Below are 22,004 nucleotides of genomic sequence, written 5' to 3' on the forward strand. Positions count from 1 at the left end.
CTGTTTCCTGTTCATTGCGACATAGAACCGCTTTTAGGCTGTATCTGGCCAGGTTCCAGATACAGTTCATGTAACAGATCGGCGAGTTGAGCCATCTGTTCAAGCTTCGCCTGATAGATAGAGAATTGTGACTCAATCATTGTCAGGTTAGCTTGATAATGTTCATTCCTGCTGGAAATAAAGTCGAGTAGCGATTTTTGACCTAATTTGAACTCTTCTTTATACAGTTCAATGAGTTTCCCGGCATTTTCATAGGAGCGTTTAGATATTGCTAATGAATCTTTTCCTGTCATATATTTAGAGACAGAAGCATCAACACTATTGCGAGTTTTAAAAATAAAATCATCAAGCCCCAGTTTTGCCTGGGTATATTTTGCACTAAATTTGGCAGCTTCAGATTGGTTCTTAAAGCCATTAAAAATGTTAAAGCCTACTTTAACGCCAACCTGGAGTTCATCCTCATAATCATCCTGCTGCGCATCTTTGGAAGGATTATTGTCCGTGTAGTGGGCGTTGAAATCTACAACCGGATAATTAGCTGATTTTGCCGCCGAATATTCAGCATTTGCTGCAGATATTGCCTTCGTCAAAGAAAGATACGTCGGATTATCCTGCATGATTTTTTTATAAACGGCATCTTTATCAACATTAAAAGGGTATTTATTGAAAAAATCAGGCAGCTTACCCAGGTTTTCAGCGGTGACATTGTCTCCCGTAAGATTACGCAGCATCATTAACTGCGTATCCAGTTGCGCGCGGAAATTCAACTCCTGAGTGCTTAAAGAGTCGATAGATACCTGAACTTTACGAATATCCGATTGCATTGCTGCGCCTGCCGCGATGAGTTCGGAAAAATCATTCAGCATCTGCTTGTAAAAGATTTTCTCGTCGTCGATCACCGCAAGTATCTGCCGGGTTTTTTCCACTGACAAATAGGCATCGGCCGTTTTTTGTGCGGTTGTAAGCAACTCTTGTTGGAAATCGTACTTACTGGCCTCTTCCTGCTGCTCAGACTTAGAAATATTGCTGCTTCTGACGCCAAAATCCGCAATTCGGTAAGCGAGGGTTAATTTATTCTCTACGTTCTGCTCATTATCATGTTCGTCCGTTTTTTTATGGATGGCTTCTGACGAAACGTCCAACGTCGGATAGAGAGAAGCTTTGCTCATGTTTGTCTCCTGGTGACGCATTTCGGTCTCCCAGGAGGCAATGGCCACAGAAGGTTGCGTGTTTAACGCATCCACAATTAACGTCCGCAGCGGCAACGTATGGTCTCCCGTTTCTGCATGAGCGCAGATGGCCAACGGCAGCGAACTCCCGAGGATAAGCAAAGCGATGACGGATTTATTCATGGCTTTTTTTCTCCTTAAGGACATTAATTTCTTTTTGCAGATTGCGGTGCATTCCGGCAATTTGTCCAAGCAGGGGTTCAAACGTCTGTGACTGGCTATCCAGCGTGGCGACGGTTTCATGGTGGCGATCGAGGTTGACGCGTTCGGCGGTTTCCACAGCGTTGGAGATGCCATCCAGAAGTGAAGCCTGCTCGCTAAAGTGGCGCTCAGCAACGGTATGTAGTTCTCCCACGTTTGCATCAAGGTGTCCCATACCATCATTGACCTCCAGGACGGCATGATGGGTCTGCGCTTGCGAGGCCAGTAATTCGTCCAACGTACCGCGCTGAGATTCAACCGTAGCCATCAGTTGTAGCTGACTGCTCTGCAGCAAAGATTGACTTTCGGTTAGCGCTGCAAGGTGTGTTCCCTGGTTGACCAGAGCTTGCGTAGATGCGCCGATCTCTTTCTCAATCCCGAGTAAAGCGGAATGATTCGACGTGATGCACTGGTCTATATGCTGTAACTGTTCAACCTGTTGATGAACCGCAGCAATAAGGGCATCATTAAATTTCTCCGTTTTGCTGGCCCCCTCTACAGTGCAGCTAAGAAGTGAATTCAGCATGTTGTTGCTGGCGTCAAATGCGTTAGTCAGGCGTTCCTGAAAGCCAAACATGCCCGCTTTGAACTCTTTGATAACATCGTCAAGATCGGTTATCAGACGCAGGGTTTTCGTTTTTCCGATCGCAGAGGTTTTACTGCGCTCATGACATTCTCTGACGAAATCAAGGCGCGCATTGCGTAAATCGATGGCTAAACGGGTGAATTCCCCACGCAGGAAAGAACACATCACATTAAGTAAAATAGCGCTCACCACCCCATAGATTGATGAAACGAATGCGGTATTCATTCCTTTCAGTGGTTCAGCAAGCGAGGAGACCACACTGACGATAATCCCTAACGTATCCGCCTCGTTACCGCCGGTGATTTGCGATTTCTCCAGCAACGAGATGACCGAGGCAATCGTCATAGATAAACCCGCGAAGGTTCCCAACAGGCCAATCATGGTAGACAGGTTTGCGCAGGTCATAACCCCTGCCAGACTCTGATTCTGCTTACGATTCACGCTGTTATCCATGCTTTCATACAGCGTGGCAACAGTATCATCATCAAGGCCATGACTTGCTGAGAAAACAATCTTGTTGGCATCACCAAGTAAATAAGAGTGTTTCTGCGCGTTCTTATTACGTAATACGCTTACACACTTACTTATTTCAATAAATGAGAAAATAACAATAAATGTACCGGTCAGATACATAATAATAATGATGGAACTGTAGAATGCCGCGACATGCCATGTTTCAAAAACATAGGCGCGTAAGCCAGGAATACACAGCAAAATAACAGGCAGAAATGCGAACACTAATGCAATAATAAATGCATGATACCGCTTTAAGTTATTCATTATTTATCATTCACTCTTGGTAATGACGGCACTATTCGTCAACGTTGTTGCATCATTAACGACTGAGATAGAAACTTCCGTGTTAGGATATTTGCTTTTGACGACCTTTAGCAGGATCACACCGCGCTCGTAGGCCAGACGCATCGCATCTGAAATAGCGATGGAGGGACTGACATAGGCATAAACCACAATGCTGACCGGCTTATCTGTGCCAAACCATTTAGCCATCTCATCAATGATTTCTTGCGGATAGCCTTGCTCCATTGATTTGAAATGAACAATGAACTGATTGCCCTGAGTCTCCCAGGATGGGTTCGCTCTCGAGGTATCGAATTGACCGGAAGTTTTCCCTTTAATCGAGGTGGCAGTTTGGTTGTCGGCCAGTCTAATCACGTCACTTTTTTTATCTTCACGGCCCGCTTGCTCTGACTCGTCTGCAGGAGATGCTGCTGAAGCGGCAGTAGAATCAGAGGCGGTGGCGAAATCTGCACCGGTAGCAGCGCCAGCATCAGTTGAAGCAGAAGCAGAAGCAGAAGCAGAAGCAGAAGCAGCGGCCAACATATCGGCATCAGCATCCTGGCTACGATTTTTATTATCGTCTGCCGCAGTTGCTTCAACTGGCTGTGTTTGATCACCCGTAAGGGTTTGATTGGGTGTTGTGCTGACAGCACCACTGCTGGATCCGCTACCACTTACCGAGGAGGCTACTGGCTGAACAGTTTGTTCAGCCAGTAAAGGGGCTTCATAACGTTTTTTAGAGCTTTCATACATGATTAACATACTGTTAAGTACGAAAACTAACATCAGAAATATAAAAATACATAAAACCGTTGAAAATGCATCAACGAATGTTGGCCATGGGTTACTCTCTTCCATAAAAGCACCATATAAAATAAATTAATCATTCCTCAGCGGACATTATATTCATCAAAAAATAGAAAAAATACTCGCAAATTATATTTTAAGAAAAAACCAATACACCAAACAATATAAATAAATTCATTTTCATTCATCAAAATAATATCGCCAACAAAAACAACAGTCATCCCCGAGCGACGCCTTTAATTTACCCGCTTGAATTCTAAATAATATAAAACATGCCGCACGCTTGTTTTTAGATGAAAGAAAATCCGTTCATGTAAAAGCAATTCCAAGAATCATTAATATTATTTATGTAAGAAAACGCAGTTTATGGGGTGTAAAAAAAAACGGCTCCTTATTACAGAAGCCGTTGTGGTATCACCGTTTTAATCTGTTCAGCATTGCCCGCGGGCAATGCTGCTAATAATAGTGCGACATTACAGTGCCATCAGTCGGTCCAGCGACGGAGCAAAGTAATAGCCGCCGGTTACCGGCTTGGTGAAACGCAGCATGGCGTCGCGCTTACCGTCAGTGTCACCGAACATGCTTAGCAGTTGCTGCTCAATATTATGCAGACGTGCGCAGTAAGCGCAGAAATAGAGACCGTGCGTGCCGCTGGCCGTGCCGTATGGCAGACTCTGGCGCACAATTTTCAGCCCTTTACCGTCTTCTTTCAGATCGACACGGCTCAGGTGAGAGGTAACCGGACGGTCATCACCGTCGATCTCTTCGTTAGCTTCTTTGGTGCGACCAATCATCATTTCCTGGTCATGAATGCTCATGCGGTTAAGCTGCTTCAGGTTATGTTCCCAACGCTGCACAAACACATAGCTGCCGCCAGCATCCACGCCATCTTTGATCACCGCGACTTCACGGCGCGTTTCTTCACCAGCCGGGTTTTCCGTACCGTCAACAAAGCCGCTGAGATCGCGTTCTTCAACCCAACGGAAACCGTGGATCTCTTCTTTAACGTCAATGCAGTCACCAAATGCTTCCATTGCCGCCTGCGCGACGGAGAAATTCACGTCATGACGCAGAGAGAGTATATGGATCAGCACATCATATTGGGTAGCCGGCGCCAGGCCTTTACCATAAGGGATAAAGTCTTTTAACTCTTCCGCCCCAACGCCGCCGCTTAATGCACGCCAGGTGTTGTTGCCGAAAGCCACAACCGCGCCCAGATGCGCATCCGGGAACTTCGCTTCAAAGGTCGCCAGTTTATCGGCAAAGATTTTGCTGGCCGCACGCAGGGCCTCAACGTCGCCTTTAACATTGGCTTCAATCCAAATCGCCGCACGGCAATGTTCTGGCAAAATGCCACTCTGAACCTGAGACATTGTTCCTCCTGAAAAAAAGATGCCACGACCTCGTGGCATTGATTGGCGCTATTCTACCTGTTTTTTTAGCAAGTCGATTTGTTCAGACGCAAATTAACGCCGCCAGATGATTTTGCTGACTTTCCACGTTTTCAGCGTGTCGTCCGACGGCATTAAGCCCTCAGGCCCGCTCCATTCGCCGGAAAAAATATAGCTAATATGCTGACTGCCTTCAGCTTTACATTCAATGTTCGCGCTGTCATCGCCGGTTGCTTTCTGGCAATTACCAAAGGCTTTGGTGTAAAGGTCGCTAAACGGTGTACCGATTTCGACACCCGCGTCTGATGAAATATCGCTGTCCAGGACATCAATACGGCTGATAGTTCCCTGACTGCCATTGATGACCATTGCCAGCTTGTCATCTTTCATCGCTTCATAGAAGCGCACCACATTACCGTCATCGGTCTTCATCCCGCTGCGCAGGCGGTAATCACCGTCCAGGGCATCAGCAATAGCTTTTTCATCCAGCGGCGTAGCGCCAGTTAACGCGCCGACGCCCTGCTCAGTGACCTGCGTTGAAGAACCGAACCAGTTCCACGGATTGGCGGCAGACCAGTTCACCGACGACAGCGTGGAACACCCGGTCAATAGCAGCGGCATCGCGCATAAAGTCAAACGCAGTGATTTCATTTCACTTCCTTCCTTATTTATCAACGTTGCTTGGAGTCCGGTTTCGCCAAAAAGTGCCGTTATTCTTTCTCAAGGGAAAAACAGGCGCGCAGACGTTGATTGGTTAACAGCCAGACCAGCGCGACGATATCCGCAACCAGCAGCGCCAGTCCGATGCCGTTGACAGGATCGCCTGCCAGCCACATCGCCGGTTGCCAGCAAAGCAGCACCAGTTGCGCGAGAATCAGCAATCCGCGCAGCCAGCGCCACAAAACAGGAAACGCAAAACGCCGCCCGCTGAGTAAAAAAGCCACCACCGCGGGAACGCCGGGAAGCAACCCCAGCCAGAACGCGTTATGGTCGGGATAAAACAGATTCAGTAGCGTATTGCCCTGCTCCCGGGAAGAGCCGGCAATCACAAACAGTACCCAGGTGCGTGCCTGCAGCAGCAGTACGCACCAGAACAGAAAAGGCAGGCGCAGACGTCCGTGACCGTCATAGTCGGCGGGGTGAAATTCAGTACTCTTCATCTTCGATCAAGCGCTTACCGAGATTGAGTACATCCGCATGTTCATAGCCCAGGCGTTCATACATCCCCAACACCAGATCATTATCCTCACGCACCATGATTTGAATCTTCGGACACCCGCGGGCGATGAGTTTTTTCTCCAGTCGGTTAAGCAGCGCATTGGCGATGCCGCGACCGCGAAACTCAGGATGCACGCCCAGGTAATAGGCCGAGCCGCGATGGCCGTCGTAACCGCCCATCACCGTACCGACTACCTCGCCGTTCACTTCAGCGACCAGGAACAAGCTGACGTCATGATTTACTTTACGCTCAATGTCCATTTCCGGGTCATTCCATGGACGCAGCAAATCACAGCGCTCCCAGAGGGTGATCACCTCTTCGAAATCTTCCTGGCGAAAAACGCGTATTTCCATGGTATTGGTTACCTTTTCAGGACGTTAAAAAGCGATTATGGCGCGAACGGCTGATTTAGCCAATATCTGACGCGAAGCGGCGGAAAAAATGGCATAATACGGAATTGTCACGTATTGAAATGAAAAGTAAAACAATTCTTATCCCGATCCGTCGCAACGGACTACGCGATACGATATAACGTCTGGAACCTTTTTTTACAACTCAGGCCGTATGAGCACTTTTAAACCACTAAAAACACTCACATCGCGCCGCCAGGTGCTGAAAGCCGGGCTGGCCGCCCTGACGCTGTCAGGCATGTCGCAAGCCATCGCTAAAGAAGAAGCGCTAAAAACCAATAATGGACACAGCAAACCGAAAGCGAAAAAATCAGGCGCTAAACGCGTGGTTGTCCTTGATCCGGGTCACGGAGGGATAGATACCGGCGCAATTGGACGCAACGGTTCGAAAGAAAAGCACGTGGTACTGGCGATTGCCAAAAACGTGCGCTCTATTCTTCGCAATCAGGGGATTGATGCGCGCCTGACCCGCTCTGGCGATACATTTATTCCGCTTTACGATCGCGTCGAGATCGCCCACAAACACGGGGCCGATCTGTTTATGTCGATTCACGCCGACGGTTTTACCAACCCGAGCGCCGCGGGCGCATCGGTCTTCGCGCTGTCAAATCGCGGCGCCAGTAGCGCTATGGCGAAGTATCTGTCCGATCGCGAAAACCGCGCCGATGAAGTCGCCGGGAAAAAAACCACCGATAAAGATCACTTGTTGCAGCAGGTGCTGTTCGATCTGGTGCAAACCGATACCATTAAAAACAGCCTGACGTTAGGCTCGCATATTCTTAAGAAGATCAAACCAGTACACCGTCTGCACAGTCGCAGCACGGAACAGGCCGCCTTCGTGGTGCTAAAATCACCCTCAATTCCTTCGGTACTGGTCGAAACCTCGTTCATTACTAATCCGGAAGAAGAACGTCTGCTGGGTACGGCGGCATTTCGTCAAAAAATTGCTACCGCTATCGCCAATGGCATCATCAGTTATTTCCACTGGTTTGATAACCAGAAAGCACACTCGAAGAAACGTTAATCATGAAGCCCGATGCACAGCGCGTAAAACAGTTCCTGCTTAGCCTGCAGGACGATATTTGCCAGCGATTATCCGCCGTAGACGGCGCCGAGTTCAGTGAAGATAGCTGGCAGCGTGAAGCGGGCGGCGGCGGGCGCAGTCGGGTGCTGCGTAACGGCGGTATTTTCGAGCAAGCGGGCGTCAATTTCTCTCACGTCCACGGCGACGCGATGCCGGCCTCGGCCACCGCCCATCGACCAGAGCTTGCCGGACGCAGCTTTGAAGCCATGGGCGTCTCGCTGGTGGTACATCCACTCAATCCCTACATTCCGACCAGTCATGCCAACGTGCGGTTTTTTATCGCGGAAAAACCGGGTGCCGACCCAGTCTGGTGGTTTGGCGGCGGCTTTGACTTAACGCCCTACTACGGCTTTGAAGAGGATGCGGTACACTGGCACCGTACGGCGCGGGATCTGTGTCAGCCGTTCGGTGATGACGTTTATCCCCGTTACAAAAAGTGGTGCGATGACTACTTCTTCCTTAAACACCGCAACGAGCAGCGCGGCATTGGCGGGTTGTTTTTCGATGATTTGAATACGCCGGGTTTCGACCACTGCTTCGCCTTTATGCAGGCGGTGGGGCAAGGTTACACCGAGGCGTATCTGCCCATTGTTGAGCGACGTAAAGCGATGAACTGGGGCGAGCGCGAGCGTGATTTCCAGCTTTATCGTCGCGGGCGCTATGTCGAATTTAACCTGGTGTGGGATCGCGGCACATTGTTCGGTCTGCAAACCGGTGGGCGCACGGAATCAATTCTGATGTCAATGCCGCCGCTGGTGCGCTGGGAGTATGACTGGCAGCCGGAAGCGAACAGCCCGGAAGCTGCCCTTAGCAAGTTTATTCAGGTCCGCGACTGGGTGTGATTGCCTGATGGCGCGACGCTTATCCGGTCTACAGCCCTTAGGCCGGATAAGACGCAAAGCGTCGCATCCGGCACCATAATCTTATCACGCCCACTGCCGCATACGCTGATGCAGCGTCAACGATGGTTTTTCCGCAAACAACTGCTGGTAGTCGGTAGCAAACTGCCCTAAATGCCAGAATCCCCACTGCATGGCGGCATCTTTCACCGTCGTACTCTGCGACCACGGGCTTATCAGCTCGCGACGCACGGCGTTCAGGCGAATACGTTTTAACCAGGCATTCGGACCAATACCCAGAATCGCGTGAAAGGCGTTTTGCAACGTCCGGCGACTAACGTGCAGTTGGTTACACAAATCGAGCACGGTTAGCGGCTCAGACATGTTTTCCAGCACATATTCGCGCGCACGCGACAGCAGACGACGATAGCTCTGATGGCTGATGCTCTCAGCGGTTATAATCGGCTGCGCTTCTTCCAGCATAGTCCCCATCGCCAGCAGCAGGTTATCGCCCAACACTTTGCGTACCGCAGGTTGACGCAGGTTTTCCGGATTCTCGCTAAACGTCGCCAGCGCCTGCTGCACAAAGCCCCATAGCGCGGCTTTGTGCTGTTCTTTGACTTCCAGCGCCGACTGGTTGCGCAGCATATGCAGCACCCTTTCCGGGTTATGCAGGAAGTTGGCCTGACGGGCAATCGCCTCTTCCGAAATGACAACCCCCAGAATGGTGTAATCATCCGGCGTACTCAGTTCAAACTCCGTCCCGCCTGGACGGGTGGCAATTTCAGCACTGCCCAGACATTGGGCGCCAATAAATCCCTGTTCGCCGCGCGTGGCCGGAATACCAAACCAGAACGAGTTCGGCCAGACAAGGCATGACTGGCGCAGCGCGAGTCCGGTGTATTCACGGAAAACCTGAATATCGTCGAGCAGGATTTCCGTGAACTCGCCATGAAATTTTCCCGGATGCAGCTGGTCGTAAATCTGCTGCCAGGCGGTAATCGTCAGCGCGTGTTCATATACATCCGTTGTTCGCCGCTGGTGAACGTTGTCCACCTCTACTTTCGGCGTAAGTTTAACGTCTTCGGGTAGTGCTTCATGATAAAGATGGTGCAAGTTTGCAGTACGGTTCTTTTTCATGATCTTTTAAGCCGGAAGCTTCAGGGAAGCCCCCGGCCCTCCGACAGGTTAATTTTTTAAGCGGTAGCGACTACTACGTTTACGCAACGCTCCGTCAGAAAAGAGCTGTTCCAGCGCCTTTCTGGCTTCATCAAGTGACCAGCCAAAGTGGGCAGCCACTTCCCCTGCCGTCATTCCTTGACGGACCGATGCCAACAGCGTCAGAAGTTGTACAGAGGATTCAGATGTCAACGGGGCGTCCTGCGTCTTCTCTGCTTTTACGTCTGTTTTTACATCTGGCTTCTGTTCTGGTTTCTTCGGCTGGCGCTTAAAACCGCCGATCAGCCACTGGGTGTCATCGTCCGGTCGGCCTATCTCTTTACGGCTGATAACACGGCCTGTACGCGCTGCGGCGGCGCTGCCGGCATCAAGCGCTGCGCGGCACGCCGCCAGATCGCCTTCCACCACCAGCGTCAACCTGCCAGGATCGAGCACTTCGTGGCTCAGCAGGCGTACGTTCGCGGCTTTCAGCATGGCATCCGCCGCGTCTACGGCAGCCACCATGCCATCCACTTCCAGTAATCCCAGTGCATTGATCATCACAACCTCTCTTACGCGCGCTGGATTGGATTACGGGCAATATCCAGAACGGCATCGGCAAAGGCGTTACATGCGGCTTTACAAGCGGCCTGGCTACCGGTCAAAAACGCTGCTGAATAGTTGGTTTCTGACGGCGGCGGCACGTAGGTCACCAGTTGTACATCGGCAGATTTCAGCGCCGCATCAATACCAAATGTTGCTTCCAGCGGCGGCGCCACCAGATACGCCATCGGATCGCCAAGTCGGCATCCCGCCGTCGCGGAAAGATACGAACCGGTACGCGAAACCACGTGCGCCAGGAAAGCGGTATCTTCTGCGTCATTCGCCCACTGGAACGCTGCGCCGCTTTCAATGTTGGCCACCATCGCGTCCAGACCCGCGCGAACTTCAGCCGGGTTGGGTCCACCGAGCATAATCAGTACTTCGCCCGAGGTTGGAGAGGGACTATGCGCCGCCCCGGCATACAGCGAGCGGCCATAAACCACTTCCACCATCGCCTGTTTTGTCGCTTCGTCTGCGGCAATATACGCCACGTCATCAGAGTCTGCTGTGATGAGTCCGAGGCTACGGATATGTGGCGGTAACTTAAGCTCACGGGCAAAACCGTCATTTACCGAGGCAATCACGCGCATTGCGGTGACTGAAGGTCTAATCAAATCTAATGCTGGCATGATGCCTCCTTAACGGGTCATATTGATGCCGGAGGCTTTTTGCTCCAGCATGCGCTTGGCCAAATCCACAATTACCGCCGCTGCTTCAACCGGTGGCGTACCGCCCTGGTGAATGTTCGAGATACAGGTACGGTCAGCTTCTACGGTCGTCGCAACGCGCGGCGAATAGACGGCGTAGCAGGAGAGACTTTCCGACTGACCGAGGCCCGGACGTTCACCCACCAGCAGGATCACCGCTTTCGCGCCCAGCAGCTCGCCAATCTGATCTTCGATTTTCACGCGACCATAGCGAACGAAGAACGGGGTCCCGACCTTCAGTCCGGCCTGTTTTAAGCCCGACAACAATGGCGGCAGAATCTCTTCGTAGTTAGCGGTGATGGCGTCAGTAGACAGGCCATCAGAGATAATCACCTGCACATCCGGGTTCATCACACACTGCGATTTCAGCGCATCAATGGCTTCCGCGCTCAGACGACGGCCAAGATCCGGGCGCGTCAGATACAGGTTTTTGTCGCTAATTTCCGAGCGTACTTCCAGCAGTCCCTGCGCTTTTACCCACTCTTCCGGCACTTCTTTTAATACCGTATCTTTTGAACGCGAGTGGTCGGCCAGGAAGCGCAGTAACGCCTGGGTGCGCGGACGAGGGCCGGCGCGACCGGTACATACACGCGCCGCGGTACTGCGCCGCAGTTCAGTCAACACCTCTGCGCGGTGCGGATTCTCAACGCCTATCCACGCTTTGGCTTCGGCTGAACCTAAGTCCATCGCACAACTTTCACCAGTCGGCGCGGCGCACTGCGTGGTGCTGCATTTTGCTGGTGCTGACGATTCTTGAGCCTGCGGCTGCGACTCCCCCATTGACGCCATTACGCTGCGTACAATTTCTTCAATCTGTTTTTGATCCATCGTGTTTCATCCCCGCATCATCAAAAGAACAGTGACGGATCGCCCGCCCGTTTGGTCAGGCGACCGTTTGCCATAATGCCCATGGTTTCCAGCCAGCGTTCAAATTCCGGCGACGGGCGCAGGTTCAGCAACTGGCGGACGGTCGCGGTATCGTGGAATGCGGTGGTCTGATAGTTGAGCATGATGTCGTCGCCGAGCGGCATGCCCATGATGTAGTTGCAGCCAGCGGTGGCGAGCAGAATCATCAGGTTTTCGTTAAGGTTCTGGTCAGCATCAGCATGGTTGGTGTAGCAGCAGTCGCAGCCCATTGAGATGCCGCTCAGCTTGCCCATAAAGTGATCTTCCAGACCGGCGCGAATGATCTGACGGTCGTTGTAGAGATACTCCGGCCCGATAAAGCCCACGACGGTGTTCACCAGGAACGGATCGTAGTGGCGCGCCAGCCCGTAGTTACGCGCTTCCATTGTTACCTGATCGGCGCCGAAGTTTGCGCCAGCGGAGAGCGCCGACCCTTGTCCGGTTTCGAAGTAAAGGCAATTTTCCCCGGCGATACGGTTGAATTCAGCGCCAACTGCGCGCGCTTCGTCGAGCATTGCCAGCTCAACACCGAACTCTTTTAAGCCTTTCTCGCTGCCGCAGATACTCTGGAAGATCAATCCACCCGGCGCGCCGCGACGAATCGCTTCAATCTGGGTGGTAACGTGCGCCAGTACGCAGCCCTGGGTCGGAATATTGAATTTATCGATAACGCCGTACACGGTATCGAGCACGCGGCTTAAGTTTTCCACGTCATCCGTTACCGGGTTTACGCCGATCACCGCATCGCCCGCCCCGAAAGACAGCCCTTCATAGATTTGCGCCGCAATACTCTGCACGTCGTCACGGGTGTCGTTCGGCTGCAAACGGCAGCTAAAGGTGCCCGGCAGACCGATGGTGGTGTTAGCCTTTTTGATCACCGGCATTTTCTTGCCGCCGTAGATCAGGTCCGCGTTGGAGCAGATTTTTGCTACCGCAGCGACCACCTCCGACGTTAACCCTTTGCGCGTAAACGCGATGTCATCAACGGAGGTTTCATCGCTCAGCACGTACTCGCGCAGCTCGCTGATACTCCAGTTTTTGATGCGGTTATAGGCCGTTTCATTGACGTCATCCTGAATCAGACGCGTCACGCAGTCCTCTTCATAGGAAATCACCGGGTTATTGCGGATATCCGCTACCGTCATTTCCGACAATACCTGCTTGGCCGCCACGCGTTCCTGTGAACTGGTTGCAGCTACCCCTGCCAGCACATCCCCCGAACGCAGTTCGTTGGCTTTAGCCAGCACCTCTTTAACATCCTTAAACTGATAAACATTGCCGAACAATGTGGTCTTTAGTTTCATAAGTCGTTCCCTCAGGAAGGAAATGCGAGTGATTTCACCGTCACCGGCACAACCGATCCGCCAAAAAGAGGCGTACCAATGTCGATATAGTCCCCCGCCCGGACAACCACCTCATCGATGACCGCCAGCGGGTGTTGCTGTAACTGTGGGCGTAACAGCATGCCCAGGGCTTTACCAAAATCCTGCTCGGCTACCACCAGCAGGGGATGCGGATTTGGATAACGCGCGACAAAAGCCAGCAGCGCATCAATTACCGTTAACAGCGCGGCGTAGCGCACCGGCAGAGAACCGGGCAACGCCAGCACGTAGGCGTCCGTTTGCGGATCCAGATCGAGCTGCATTAACGCCTGTTGCCAGGCGGCCACCAAATCAGCCTCATCAACCGGAATCGCCACCGGCAGATTGCGCAGCGGAAGCGCCACGCCTTCCAGCCAGATGGTGCTGCCCGAAAGCGACAGCGTATGCGCCCCGGCGCCAATCACCGTGGCGCGCACGGTTTGCGCCGGGAACTGCACGTTCATCTCACGCAGGCGCGGATGTTCATGCAGCGCCGTGGCGAGCAGCGGTCCAATATCGGAAAAACAGAACGGATCGGCAGGTTGGTTGCGGTAGCACTCGCCTACCCCGCCGGACAACGTAATCACTTCCGGCTTCACGCCCGCAGGCAGCAGACCGGTTTGCATCAGCGCCTGCGCCAGCGGTGAAAGCGTGCCGTCAATCACCTCCACAATCAGCGCCGCCATGCGTCGCGCCACCGCAACCAGTTGCGCCGCATTGAGGGTTCGGGCGTCAAAGCCAGGACCAAATACGTCATCAACAATCATCTGTCCCGGCTGATGCGCGTGCACCACGTGCCCCTGACCGTCGGTTTCCAGCAGTCGCCCGCCGACGTTCAGACAGGCCGAACCACTGACTTTTCCGGCGTCGAACAGCGCATAGTTCGACGTCCCGCCACCGATGTCGATATTCAGTACACGGCACAACTTCTGCTCAGACAGCGTTTGCGCCCCCGCGCCGTGACCGGCGATCACCGACTCCAGATGCGGACCGGCGCTGGCAACCACGAAGTCCCCCAGCGACTGGGAGAGCGTCATTACCGCCGGGCGGGCGTTGCGGGTTTTGGCGCTTTCTCCGGTAATGATGATCGCGCCGGAATCAACGGTCTCAGGTGCGATGCCCGCCGCCTGATACTGGGCAAGGATCAGTGCCTTAAGTTCGGCCTCTTTCAACCCGCCCTGCTTATCAACAGGGGTAAAGAACACCGGGCTTTGCCAGCTAATTTCGCGTTTGATGAATTCATAGCGCGGCACCTGCGACACAGCCGCACGGTTAACCAGCTCAAGGCGCGAGAAGATCACCTGAGTCGTGGTGGTGCCGATATCAATACCGACGCTCAGTAGCTGGCGAGTGTTCACGATTGCGCCTCCGGGTTGGTTTCCACTTCTGCTGGCACGTTTTCATCTTTCGGTACCAACAGCATAGCCACGCCAATCGCCGTTACGCCGCCAATCAGCTTGCCGACAATCATCGGGAAGATCATGGCGTTCATGTTGGCGGCGGCGAAACCTAAGTGGTCACCCAGGGCGAAGGCCGCGGAGACCGCAAAGGCGCAGTTGATCACTTTCCCGCGGGTATCCATATTCTTCATCATGCCGAACATTGGGATGTTGTTGGCCAGCGTCGCCACCATGCCAGCAGCCGCAATATTATTAACTTTTAACAGGTTACCGACGCTCATCAGCGGCTTTTCAAACCAGCGGGTCAGCAGCAGCACCATCGGGTACGCACCCAGCAGCACGCAGGAGATAGAACCGATAACTTCGATGGCGCGCATTACTTCACCCGGCTTGTCGCCCGGCGCCATGAAGATAGGGTCCAGACCCGGGATCAGCTCCCAACCAAGCAGGAATTTGATGACTGCCGCCGCCAGACCGAGGGTGATCAGCGCCACCAGAAATTTCGCGAAGATCTGGAAACCGTTGATCATTTTTTCCGGGATAAATTTCAGCCCCAGCGCCACCAGCACAGCAACGATGATCACCGGGATCATGTTCATCAGGATCAGCGCGAAGGTAAACTCCACCGGCTGCCCGTTGATTTCGACGCCGGAGTACATCGCGACCAATCCCCCCGCGATACAGCCAATCGGAATGGTGACGATACCGGCCAGCACGCCCAGCGCCAGATAACGACGGTCAGACGGTTCAATAATCCCCAGCGCAACCGGAATAGAGAACACCAGAGTCGGCCCCATCATCGCCCCAAGGATCAGGCCAGAGTACAGCCACGCCGCAACGTCGCCGCCCGCCAGTTCTTTCGCCAGGAAGAAGCCGCCCATGTCGCACGCCAGCAGCGTTCCGGCAAACATCGACGGGTTCGCGCCCAGCATTTCGTACAGCGGAATAATCACCGGTCCGAGCAAATGCGCCAGTACCGGCGCCAGTGCGGTCATACCGACCATCGCCAAGCCCAACGCGCCCATCGCCATAAAACCTTCTTCAAACTGACCGCCCGATCCCTCAATACTCTTACCGAATTTACCGAGGAAGCGCGCTGAACCGCCGAACTGCGACAGGATCCTGTCCACGGCGGCAATCAGCATAAAGAACATCATGATGTACATGATGATTTCGTTAATTCCCATAGCCCCTACTCCCTGTCATTTGTGATTTGTAGGCCGGATAAGACGTTTCCGTCGCTTCCGGCATTAACGCCGTGTTATTGCCGGATGGCGGTGCGAGCACCTTATCCGGCCTACAGGCATTACCCGGCAACCGCGTACAGGTCGATAATCTGCGCCTGCGTGGCGGTGCGAGGGTTACTGCGAATACAAATATCCTCCAGCGCGGCGTCAGCCCATGCGCTGTAATGCTCGGGCTTTGCCCCAACGTCAGAGAGCCGTTTGGTCTGGCCCACTTCGCTAATCAGCTCGCTGACGGCGTTGATGGCATCGCGATCGTCCGCCTTCTTGTTGGTTAACGCCCGTCCGATATGGCTGAAACGCTCGCGACACACCATGCGGTTGAACCCCATTACCGTGGGCAGCAACATGGCGTTAGCCTGTCCGTGCGGGATGTGCAGCGCTGCGCCCGGCTGGTGCGCCATCGCATGACACAGGCCCAGCCCCGCGCTGGAAAACGCCATCCCGGCCATACAGGAGGCCAGCAACATGCTCTCCCGCGCCGCCAGATCCTGCCCATAGCCGACGGCCTTCGGCAGCGATTTACCGATCATCGCAATCGCACCAATCGCCAGGCTGTCGGTAAACGGCGTCGCGTTCAGGGCGCTGTACGCTTCAACGGCATGCGTCAGCGCATCGATACCCGTCATCGCCGTAACGTGCGCGGGTACACCTTCCGTTAGCGCTGCATCAAGAATCGCCACGTCCGGCATCAGAGACGCATGCGCCAGTACTTTTTTAAGTCCGCTCGCGGCGTCGATAATCACCGTGACATTAGTGGTTTCCGACCCCGTTCCGGCGGTAGTCGGTACGGCAATCAGCGGCAAACGCGGTCGTAACGCGCTGTGCTCGGTCATGTCAGCCAGGGTCTGCGTGGGATTAGTCACCAGCAACGCCACTGCCTTAGCGGCATCCAGTACGGAACCTCCGCCAAAGGCCACCACGCCGTCGCACTTCGATTCACGCAGTTGCGCGACCGCGGCGCAGACATCCGTAATGCACGGTTCGCCCACCGGGCACGGCCACAGCGTCATCGCCACACCTTTCATCGCCAGGCTGCGTTCCAGTGCGGCGGTCATTCCCGCCTGATGCAGGAAGCTGTCGACCATGACAAACATGTGCGTCAGTCCGCGCGTTTGTGCTTCCTGTCCGCAGGTACTGAGCGCTCCCAGCCCACAAAGGGTGACCGGTGGAACGCTAAACGTTTTTACGCGTTGCAGATTCAGGGTATCGAATGCCTGAAAGAGCGCGGTCTGCAATTCAGCTTGCATAGATTCCTTCCGCTTTTTCTTTTCCGCTGTTGGCAATCGCCAGCGGGGTCATAAACAGGCTGTGCTGAGGTAAATGCACCTGCAGTTCCGGGAAGCGCTTACGGAACAGCTCATCCACGCCCGGCTGCATGCAGGAACCGCCGGCCAGCCATAAATCGGTGACACCCTGCCCGGCAATATGGTGAGCCACGATTTCCGCCATTTTTTCGTAGACTGGCTTCACCACCGGCCAGATCTCCTGACCGTTGCTGCGTTTGTACTGTTCGGCTTCTTCCAGTTGGATACGGCGGTTCCCGGCCAGCGTCAGAGAAATGTGGTGCCCGCCGGTCGCTTCATCGGCGGAATACGTCACTTTGCCCTGCTTAACAATGGCTATCCCGGTGGTGCCGCCACCGATATCCACCACGCCAGCGTTATCGAGCTGCAACAGATCCGCCACGGCGGTCGGCTCGTCGAGCACATGACTCACTTCAAGTCCGGCTGACTCCAGCACGTTGATGGAGATACGTGGGTCCGTTCCCGGTGGAAATGAGGTTGCCGCATGGGTAAATCGACAACCCAGTTGTTGCTCAAGCGTATCGAGATGGCGACGAACAATGGTCACTGCGCCGAAGAAATCCCAGACGATGCCATCGCGCACGACATCGGCCCAGTCGAGGCAAACCGCTACCGGCTGCCCGTCACCGTCGACGACCATCGACACCACATCACACGTCCCCAAATCAACGCCCAGCCATAGCGGTGATTCGCTCTCAGCAGGCGTCTGGTTGCATAGCGTGGCTGCTTTTTGCAGTCTGGGTGTCAGCCAACGTTGTTCGTCGTGCGCCATCTCTTTTACTCCTTATACAATTCTGAAGGCGTCCACCAACACACAGCGACGCAGACGCACAAACGTACGCGCGCTGGTCACCCCTTCCCCGGTTGGCGTGGTAATGGTCATCGTGGTCCAGCCTTCGCCGCCAAGTCCCAGACCGGCAATACACGGCCCGTTCTTAACGAAAATGCTGGTATCAATGGCGTTCGCCATGCGGTTCATGTTGTCGATGTTGCGTGAGTGCATTGCCGCCGTATGGTGGCAGCCGCCTTCAAGCCTGACCGCCAGTTCAATGGCGTCATCGACGTTAGCGACCCGCACGACCGGCAGAACCGGCATCATCAGTTCGGTGACGGCAAACGGATGCGTCGCGGAGGTTTCGACGAATAACAGCCGGGTTTGCTCCGGTACGTTCAGACCAATCGCCGCAGCGATTTTTCCTGCGTCGCGCCCTACCCAGTCACGACTGACCGTGCCTTTACCGCGCTCATCGATATTTTTCAGCAGCACTGGTTGCAGCTGTTCAGCCTGGGCCGCGGTCAGTTTCACCGCATGCTGGCTTTCCATCAGACGCATCAGCTCATCGGCGACGCTGTCGACCACAATCAGCACTTTTTCGTCGGCGCAGATGATGTTGTTGTCAAACGACGCGCCTTTGACAATCGACTGCGCCGCGCGGGCCAGGTCGGCCGTTTCATCGACCACCACCGGCGGGTTACCCGCACCGGCGGCAATCAGACGTTTGTTGGTGTGTTTACGCGCGGCATCTACTACGGCTTCGCCACCGGTGACGACCAGCAGGCCGATACCTGGGTACTTGAACAACCGCTGGGCGGTTTCGATGTCCGGGTTAGCAACGGTGACCAGCAGGTTTGCCGGACCGCCTGCAGCGACCACCGCCTGGTTAAGCAGGGTGATCGCGCGCTGAGAAACTTTTTTGGCCGCCGGATGCGGCGCGAAGACCACGCTGTTGCCAGCGGCGATCAGGCTAATGGCGTTGTTAATAACGGTTGCGGCCGGGTTGGTGGACGGTGTCACCGAAGCCACCACGCCCCACGGTGCGTTTTCAATCAGCGTCAGGCCGTTATCGCCGGTCAGGACCTGTGGAGACAGACATTCCACTCCCGGCGTGCCGCGCGCCTGCGCCACGTTTTTGGCAAATTTATCTTCTACGCGTCCCATGCCGGTTTCTGTGACGGCAAGCTCCGCTAATTCTCTGGCGTGCTTTTCGCCCGCCTCACGTAGCGCCGCGATAGCCAGTTGGCGCATGGCGACGCTTTTCAGCCCTTGCTGGGCCAGTTTTGCTGCCGCCACTGCGTCATCCAGGGAGGCAAAAACGCCCATTTCTTGAACGGCACTGACGGGTTGGCTGCTGTCTTTCATTTTCAGCAGTACCGCTTTCACGACCTGTTCAATATCCTGTTGATTCATGATTTTCTGCCTTATTTATGGAAGATCACCTGACCACCTGCCACCACTTCATCGACAATGCCAATCACGCACAGATCGACAGGTGATGATTCGTTACGGTGCGCCTGACGGGCTGAGCTTCCGCTGACCAGCAGCACCCACTCTCCGGTTCCCGCCCCGATGCTGTCGATAGCAACAGCACATTGCCCGTCGGGATTACCCTGGGCATCAATCATTTCCACCATCAGCAACTTGTCGTGCGCGAGCCCCTGATGGCGTACGGTACAAACAATTTGTCCTGTGACGATTGCCAGTTTCATACGCGCCTCCGTGGCATATTTCAGGTAAAACCTCCCCCTACCCTCCGCAGAAGGTAATGTGAAAAGGAGAGAGGGTGACGCCAGCAATGCAGTCTGTGGCGTCACATGGACGACTTACATGTCGTTGCTGTCGCCTTTAAAGCTGATCGGGAATACTTCTTCCAGATCGCCATGCGGACGCGGGATCACATGTACGGAAACCAGCTCGCCAATACGCTGTGCAGCCGCAGCACCTGCGTCCGTTGCGGCTTTGCATGCCGCTACGTCGCCACGGACCATGGCAGTGACCAGACCGCCACCGATCTGCTTCACGCCAACCAGTTTCACGCGTGCCGCTTTAACCATTGCGTCAGAAGCCTCAATCAGTGCAACCAGGCCCCGGGTTTCAATCATTCCTAATGCTTCCATTATGCTTTCCTCTTAAGTCAAAGGGGTCCAGAACGGGACCTTATACAACCAGTGTGTGCGAGGCGTTTTCACGACTCACGTCAGTCTGGCGCGGCACTGCTGCCACCAACGCCAGTTCGATAATTTCCTGTACGCTACAGCCGCGAGAGAGGTCATGAAGCGGTGCGGCAAGCCCCTGGATCAGTGGCCCGACTGCACGATACCCTCCCAAACGCTGGGCGATTTTGTAACCAATATTGCCTGCTTCAAGCGACGGGAAGACCATCACATTGGCATTGCCCTTTAACGGACTTGCAGGCGCTTTTTGCGCGGCGACATCCGGAACAAAGGCGGCATCAAATTGCAGTTCGCCATCCACCATAAGCTGCGGCGCACGTTCACGAACGATCTCCGTGGCCTGCTGCACGTTAGCGACGTTGGGGTGACGGGCACTGCCATTACTTGAAAACGACAGCATGGCCACGCGCGGTTCTTCCCCCGTAATTGCCTGCCAGGTCTGCGCGCTGGCAATCGCAATATCCGCCAGCTGTGCGGCGGTGGGCTGGGGTACGACGCTGCAATCGGCAAAGCCTAATGACGGTCCGAGATACTGCGGCAGCATCAGGAAAATTGACGACAGCGTTTTACAGCCAGGCTGTAGCCCAATAATGCGTAACCCGGCGCGCAGCACGTTTGCCGTCGACGAAAGATTGCCGGCAATACAGACATCCGCTTTCCCCGCGCTAACCATTGCGGCGGCGAACATTAATGGGTCATTGAGTTTTTCCAGCGCATCGGCTGGCGTTTTATCTCCCGCGCGGGCCAGCCAGCGCAGCGCAAACTCTTCGCGCATTGCCAGATTGCTTTGCGGATCGATAACCTGGATACCATCCATCGCCACCCGATGGCTGAGAGCAAACTGGCGCAAGGCAAATGGACTGGCGACGAGAATGGGGCGCGCCAGACCGTGCTGATGCAGATAATTCGCCGCTTTCAGCACCCGGACATCCAGCGCATCCGGGAACACCACCCGGGCAGGTGAGCGTTGGGCGAGTTGACGAGCACGTTCAATGATCATGGCTTCTCCCCCAGTCGCTGTTGAATTTGGCTAACCGTCAGCGGATGCTTCGCCACGCTCAAAATCATCATCACGTAGACTGTACTGGAAAGGCGGTTAAGCGCCTGCATGATGTCCGGTCGCATAACGTCAAAACTGCGGGTGATGAAGACCTGCGCAGCCACCGTCTCCGTTTCACGGACTTTGGTGCGCAGCAGATTCAGCAACGCGCAATCACGTCCGTGGCTGGCCTCAGGCACCAGATGATCGTGATCCAGATAGCGCAGCGGATGATGTGAAAGCCGGTGTAAATCTTCGTCGCTCAAACCGACGATAGCTTGTGCGGCCAGCGGCTCGTCCATAGCATCGGCGCGCATAATATTGCCCAGACGTGAGCGAATATCCGCCAGCCATGGCTGCCACGGTTCCGCCAGCTCGATCTGCAACCACACGGCCAGAGCGATAGTGCTGTCCAGCGCGGCGCGAAATCCCAGACGCGGATCGCTTTTGGCCACCATCTTGTCAGCCGTCAGATGCGTCAGCGTGTCTGGTTTCTTCGCCACCGGTTGATGACACAGTTCGCAGCTGGCCTGGGGATGGGTAGCGCTGCTGGTTAAACCATGCACCGGCTGCGGCTGCTGTTCTTCGTCATCAATAAACAGGCTGCCCTGCTCGTCGATAAACTTAATGCGCAGATGTCGGCTTTCCAGTAATTCCCGGGCAGACGGCGTCAGGCGAGCGTCAGCGGGGAGATGAATTTCAGCCCCTTCGCTGAGCGTATGATTCGCTCTGAGCCATGCTTCGGTAATGAAATCCTTCATAC

At 54.4% G+C, this 22,004-nt stretch carries 22 protein-coding genes and 1 pseudogene; 2 read left to right on the forward strand and 21 right to left on the reverse strand.

The window, feature by feature from the left end; translation table 11 throughout:
- Positions 1–11 precede the first annotated feature (11 nt).
- The 7 genes and pseudogenes from FOB24_RS18235 to FOB24_RS18265 form a co-directional block, all read right to left on the reverse strand.
- Positions 12–1,352, reverse strand: coding sequence for a TolC family protein (locus FOB24_RS18235; protein ID WP_159121834.1), 1,341 nt, complete (start codon positions 1,350–1,352; stop codon positions 12–14).
- Positions 1,345–2,796 carry a MotA/TolQ/ExbB proton channel family protein gene (locus tag FOB24_RS18240; RefSeq protein ID WP_150345285.1) on the reverse strand — a complete coding sequence of 484 codons (1,452 nt, stop codon included), beginning with the start codon at positions 2,794–2,796 and terminating at the stop codon, positions 1,345–1,347. The genes FOB24_RS18235 and FOB24_RS18240 overlap by 8 nt, the downstream gene beginning before the upstream one ends.
- 738 nt (positions 2,797–3,534) lie before the next feature.
- A pseudogene (locus FOB24_RS24475) lies at positions 3,535–3,672 on the reverse strand (hypothetical protein); the annotation flags it as partial.
- Positions 3,673–4,094: 422 nt separating this feature from the next.
- Entirely contained in the window at positions 4,095–4,994 is a 900-nt protein-coding gene (yfeX, locus tag FOB24_RS18250) for a porphyrinogen peroxidase (RefSeq protein ID WP_042306924.1), read from the reverse strand.
- Between the two features lie 93 nt (positions 4,995–5,087).
- A complete protein-coding gene (locus FOB24_RS18255) occupies positions 5,088–5,663 on the reverse strand; it encodes an RpoE-regulated lipoprotein (protein ID WP_038642508.1) in 576 nt (191 codons plus the stop codon).
- 59 nt (positions 5,664–5,722) lie between these two features.
- Positions 5,723–6,172, reverse strand: coding sequence for a DUF2919 domain-containing protein (locus tag FOB24_RS18260; RefSeq protein ID WP_038642510.1), 450 nt, complete (start codon positions 6,170–6,172; stop codon positions 5,723–5,725).
- Positions 6,159–6,584: a GNAT family acetyltransferase gene (locus FOB24_RS18265; protein WP_006683546.1), complete on the reverse strand. Its 426-nt coding sequence runs from the start codon at positions 6,582–6,584 to the stop codon at positions 6,159–6,161. The genes FOB24_RS18260 and FOB24_RS18265 overlap by 14 nt, the downstream gene beginning before the upstream one ends.
- 211 nt (positions 6,585–6,795) lie before the next feature.
- Between FOB24_RS18265 and amiA the strand changes: the two genes are divergently transcribed.
- Both amiA and hemF read left to right on the forward strand, forming a co-directional pair.
- Positions 6,796–7,665 carry an N-acetylmuramoyl-L-alanine amidase AmiA gene (amiA, locus tag FOB24_RS18270; protein WP_085049240.1) on the forward strand — a complete coding sequence of 290 codons (870 nt, stop codon included), beginning with the start codon at positions 6,796–6,798 and terminating at the stop codon, positions 7,663–7,665.
- A 2-nt stretch (positions 7,666–7,667) separates the two neighbouring features.
- A complete protein-coding gene (gene hemF, locus FOB24_RS18275; protein WP_150345287.1) occupies positions 7,668–8,567 on the forward strand; it encodes an oxygen-dependent coproporphyrinogen oxidase in 900 nt (299 codons plus the stop codon).
- 84 nt (positions 8,568–8,651) lie between these two features.
- On the opposite strand, the gene eutR is transcribed toward hemF, so the two are convergent.
- The 14 genes from eutR to eutT all read right to left on the reverse strand — a co-directional run bounded on the left by eutR (position 8,652) and on the right by eutT (position 22,002).
- The gene (gene eutR, locus FOB24_RS18280) at positions 8,652–9,704 is read right to left on the reverse strand and encodes an HTH-type transcriptional regulator EutR (RefSeq protein WP_038642516.1); all 1,053 of its coding nucleotides are present in this window, start codon (positions 9,702–9,704) and stop codon (positions 8,652–8,654) included.
- A 48-nt stretch (positions 9,705–9,752) separates the two neighbouring features.
- On the reverse strand, positions 9,753–10,283 hold the full coding sequence (gene eutK, locus FOB24_RS18285; RefSeq protein ID WP_150345288.1) for an ethanolamine utilization microcompartment protein EutK: 531 nt from the start codon (positions 10,281–10,283) through the stop codon (positions 9,753–9,755).
- Positions 10,284–10,294: 11 nt separating this feature from the next.
- Positions 10,295–10,954 carry an ethanolamine utilization microcompartment protein EutL gene (eutL, locus tag FOB24_RS18290; protein ID WP_003838537.1) on the reverse strand — a complete coding sequence of 220 codons (660 nt, stop codon included), beginning with the start codon at positions 10,952–10,954 and terminating at the stop codon, positions 10,295–10,297.
- 9 nt (positions 10,955–10,963) lie between these two features.
- A complete protein-coding gene (gene eutC, locus FOB24_RS18295) occupies positions 10,964–11,860 on the reverse strand; it encodes an ethanolamine ammonia-lyase subunit EutC (RefSeq protein WP_085049242.1) in 897 nt (298 codons plus the stop codon).
- 20 nt (positions 11,861–11,880) lie between these two features.
- Positions 11,881–13,242 carry an ethanolamine ammonia-lyase subunit alpha gene (gene eutB / locus FOB24_RS18300; RefSeq protein WP_003038029.1) on the reverse strand — a complete coding sequence of 454 codons (1,362 nt, stop codon included), beginning with the start codon at positions 13,240–13,242 and terminating at the stop codon, positions 11,881–11,883.
- Between the two features lie 11 nt (positions 13,243–13,253).
- A complete protein-coding gene (gene eutA / locus FOB24_RS18305; protein ID WP_038642524.1) occupies positions 13,254–14,657 on the reverse strand; it encodes an ethanolamine ammonia-lyase reactivating factor EutA in 1,404 nt (467 codons plus the stop codon).
- Positions 14,654–15,886 carry an ethanolamine utilization protein EutH gene (gene eutH / locus FOB24_RS18310; protein ID WP_038642526.1) on the reverse strand — a complete coding sequence of 411 codons (1,233 nt, stop codon included), beginning with the start codon at positions 15,884–15,886 and terminating at the stop codon, positions 14,654–14,656. Before eutH ends, eutA begins: the two co-directional genes overlap by 4 nt.
- Positions 15,887–16,005: 119 nt before the next feature.
- Positions 16,006–17,193 carry an ethanolamine utilization ethanol dehydrogenase EutG gene (gene eutG / locus FOB24_RS18315; RefSeq protein ID WP_150345289.1) on the reverse strand — a complete coding sequence of 396 codons (1,188 nt, stop codon included), beginning with the start codon at positions 17,191–17,193 and terminating at the stop codon, positions 16,006–16,008.
- Positions 17,183–18,022 carry an ethanolamine utilization protein EutJ gene (gene eutJ / locus FOB24_RS18320; protein WP_038642530.1) on the reverse strand — a complete coding sequence of 280 codons (840 nt, stop codon included), beginning with the start codon at positions 18,020–18,022 and terminating at the stop codon, positions 17,183–17,185. The genes eutG and eutJ overlap by 11 nt, the downstream gene beginning before the upstream one ends.
- Positions 18,023–18,034: 12 nt before the next feature.
- The gene (locus tag FOB24_RS18325; protein ID WP_038642532.1) at positions 18,035–19,438 is read right to left on the reverse strand and encodes an aldehyde dehydrogenase family protein; all 1,404 of its coding nucleotides are present in this window, start codon (positions 19,436–19,438) and stop codon (positions 18,035–18,037) included.
- Between the two features lie 11 nt (positions 19,439–19,449).
- Positions 19,450–19,737, reverse strand: coding sequence for an ethanolamine utilization microcompartment protein EutN (gene eutN / locus FOB24_RS18330; RefSeq protein ID WP_003038011.1), 288 nt, complete (start codon positions 19,735–19,737; stop codon positions 19,450–19,452).
- Between the two features lie 114 nt (positions 19,738–19,851).
- Positions 19,852–20,145 (reverse strand): ethanolamine utilization microcompartment protein EutM, encoded by a 294-nt coding sequence (gene eutM, locus FOB24_RS18335; protein ID WP_003835054.1) that lies wholly within the window; start codon positions 20,143–20,145, stop codon positions 19,852–19,854.
- A 40-nt stretch (positions 20,146–20,185) separates the two neighbouring features.
- The gene (gene pta / locus FOB24_RS18340; protein WP_038642535.1) at positions 20,186–21,202 is read right to left on the reverse strand and encodes a phosphate acetyltransferase; all 1,017 of its coding nucleotides are present in this window, start codon (positions 21,200–21,202) and stop codon (positions 20,186–20,188) included.
- Positions 21,199–22,002 (reverse strand): ethanolamine utilization cob(I)yrinic acid a,c-diamide adenosyltransferase EutT, encoded by an 804-nt coding sequence (gene eutT, locus FOB24_RS18345; RefSeq protein ID WP_087856433.1) that lies wholly within the window; start codon positions 22,000–22,002, stop codon positions 21,199–21,201. Before eutT ends, pta begins: the two co-directional genes overlap by 4 nt.
- Between the last annotated feature and the right edge of the window lie 2 nt (positions 22,003–22,004).

Origin of the sequence: Citrobacter werkmanii, assembly GCF_008693645.1 — a bacterium.
Classification (GTDB): domain Bacteria; phylum Pseudomonadota; class Gammaproteobacteria; order Enterobacterales; family Enterobacteriaceae; genus Citrobacter; species Citrobacter werkmanii.

What these genes read in the sequence shown, in the direction of transcription:
- eutG (WP_150345289.1), bottom strand. Translation starts at nt 17,193, where the DNA reads ATGCAAGCTGAATTGCAGACCGCGCTCTTTCAGGCATTCGATACCCTG.
- eutL (WP_003838537.1), bottom strand. Translation starts at nt 10,954, where the DNA reads ATGCCAGCATTAGATTTGATTAGACCTTCAGTCACCGCAATGCGCGTG.
- eutC (WP_085049242.1), bottom strand. Translation starts at nt 11,860, where the DNA reads ATGGATCAAAAACAGATTGAAGAAATTGTACGCAGCGTAATGGCGTCA.
- pta (WP_038642535.1), bottom strand. Translation starts at nt 21,202, where the DNA reads ATGATCATTGAACGTGCTCGTCAACTCGCCCAACGCTCACCTGCCCGG.
- FOB24_RS18240 (WP_150345285.1), bottom strand. Translation starts at nt 2,796, where the DNA reads ATGAATAACTTAAAGCGGTATCATGCATTTATTATTGCATTAGTGTTC.
- FOB24_RS18325 (WP_038642532.1), bottom strand. Translation starts at nt 19,438, where the DNA reads ATGAATCAACAGGATATTGAACAGGTCGTGAAAGCGGTACTGCTGAAA.
- eutN (WP_003038011.1), bottom strand. Translation starts at nt 19,737, where the DNA reads ATGAAACTGGCAATCGTCACAGGACAAATTGTTTGTACCGTACGCCAT.
- eutH (WP_038642526.1), bottom strand. Translation starts at nt 15,886, where the DNA reads ATGGGAATTAACGAAATCATCATGTACATCATGATGTTCTTTATGCTG.
- eutT (WP_087856433.1), bottom strand. Translation starts at nt 22,002, where the DNA reads ATGAAGGATTTCATTACCGAAGCATGGCTCAGAGCGAATCATACGCTC.
- FOB24_RS18235 (WP_159121834.1), bottom strand. Translation starts at nt 1,352, where the DNA reads ATGAATAAATCCGTCATCGCTTTGCTTATCCTCGGGAGTTCGCTGCCG.
- FOB24_RS18255 (WP_038642508.1), bottom strand. Translation starts at nt 5,663, where the DNA reads ATGAAATCACTGCGTTTGACTTTATGCGCGATGCCGCTGCTATTGACC.
- FOB24_RS18265 (WP_006683546.1), bottom strand. Translation starts at nt 6,584, where the DNA reads ATGGAAATACGCGTTTTTCGCCAGGAAGATTTCGAAGAGGTGATCACC.
- hemF (WP_150345287.1), top strand. Translation starts at nt 7,668, where the DNA reads ATGAAGCCCGATGCACAGCGCGTAAAACAGTTCCTGCTTAGCCTGCAG.
- eutK (WP_150345288.1), bottom strand. Translation starts at nt 10,283, where the DNA reads ATGATCAATGCACTGGGATTACTGGAAGTGGATGGCATGGTGGCTGCC.
- eutM (WP_003835054.1), bottom strand. Translation starts at nt 20,145, where the DNA reads ATGGAAGCATTAGGAATGATTGAAACCCGGGGCCTGGTTGCACTGATT.
- yfeX (WP_042306924.1), bottom strand. Translation starts at nt 4,994, where the DNA reads ATGTCTCAGGTTCAGAGTGGCATTTTGCCAGAACATTGCCGTGCGGCG.
- amiA (WP_085049240.1), top strand. Translation starts at nt 6,796, where the DNA reads ATGAGCACTTTTAAACCACTAAAAACACTCACATCGCGCCGCCAGGTG.
- eutJ (WP_038642530.1), bottom strand. Translation starts at nt 18,022, where the DNA reads ATGGCGCACGACGAACAACGTTGGCTGACACCCAGACTGCAAAAAGCA.
- eutR (WP_038642516.1), bottom strand. Translation starts at nt 9,704, where the DNA reads ATGAAAAAGAACCGTACTGCAAACTTGCACCATCTTTATCATGAAGCA.
- eutB (WP_003038029.1), bottom strand. Translation starts at nt 13,242, where the DNA reads ATGAAACTAAAGACCACATTGTTCGGCAATGTTTATCAGTTTAAGGAT.
- FOB24_RS18260 (WP_038642510.1), bottom strand. Translation starts at nt 6,172, where the DNA reads ATGAAGAGTACTGAATTTCACCCCGCCGACTATGACGGTCACGGACGT.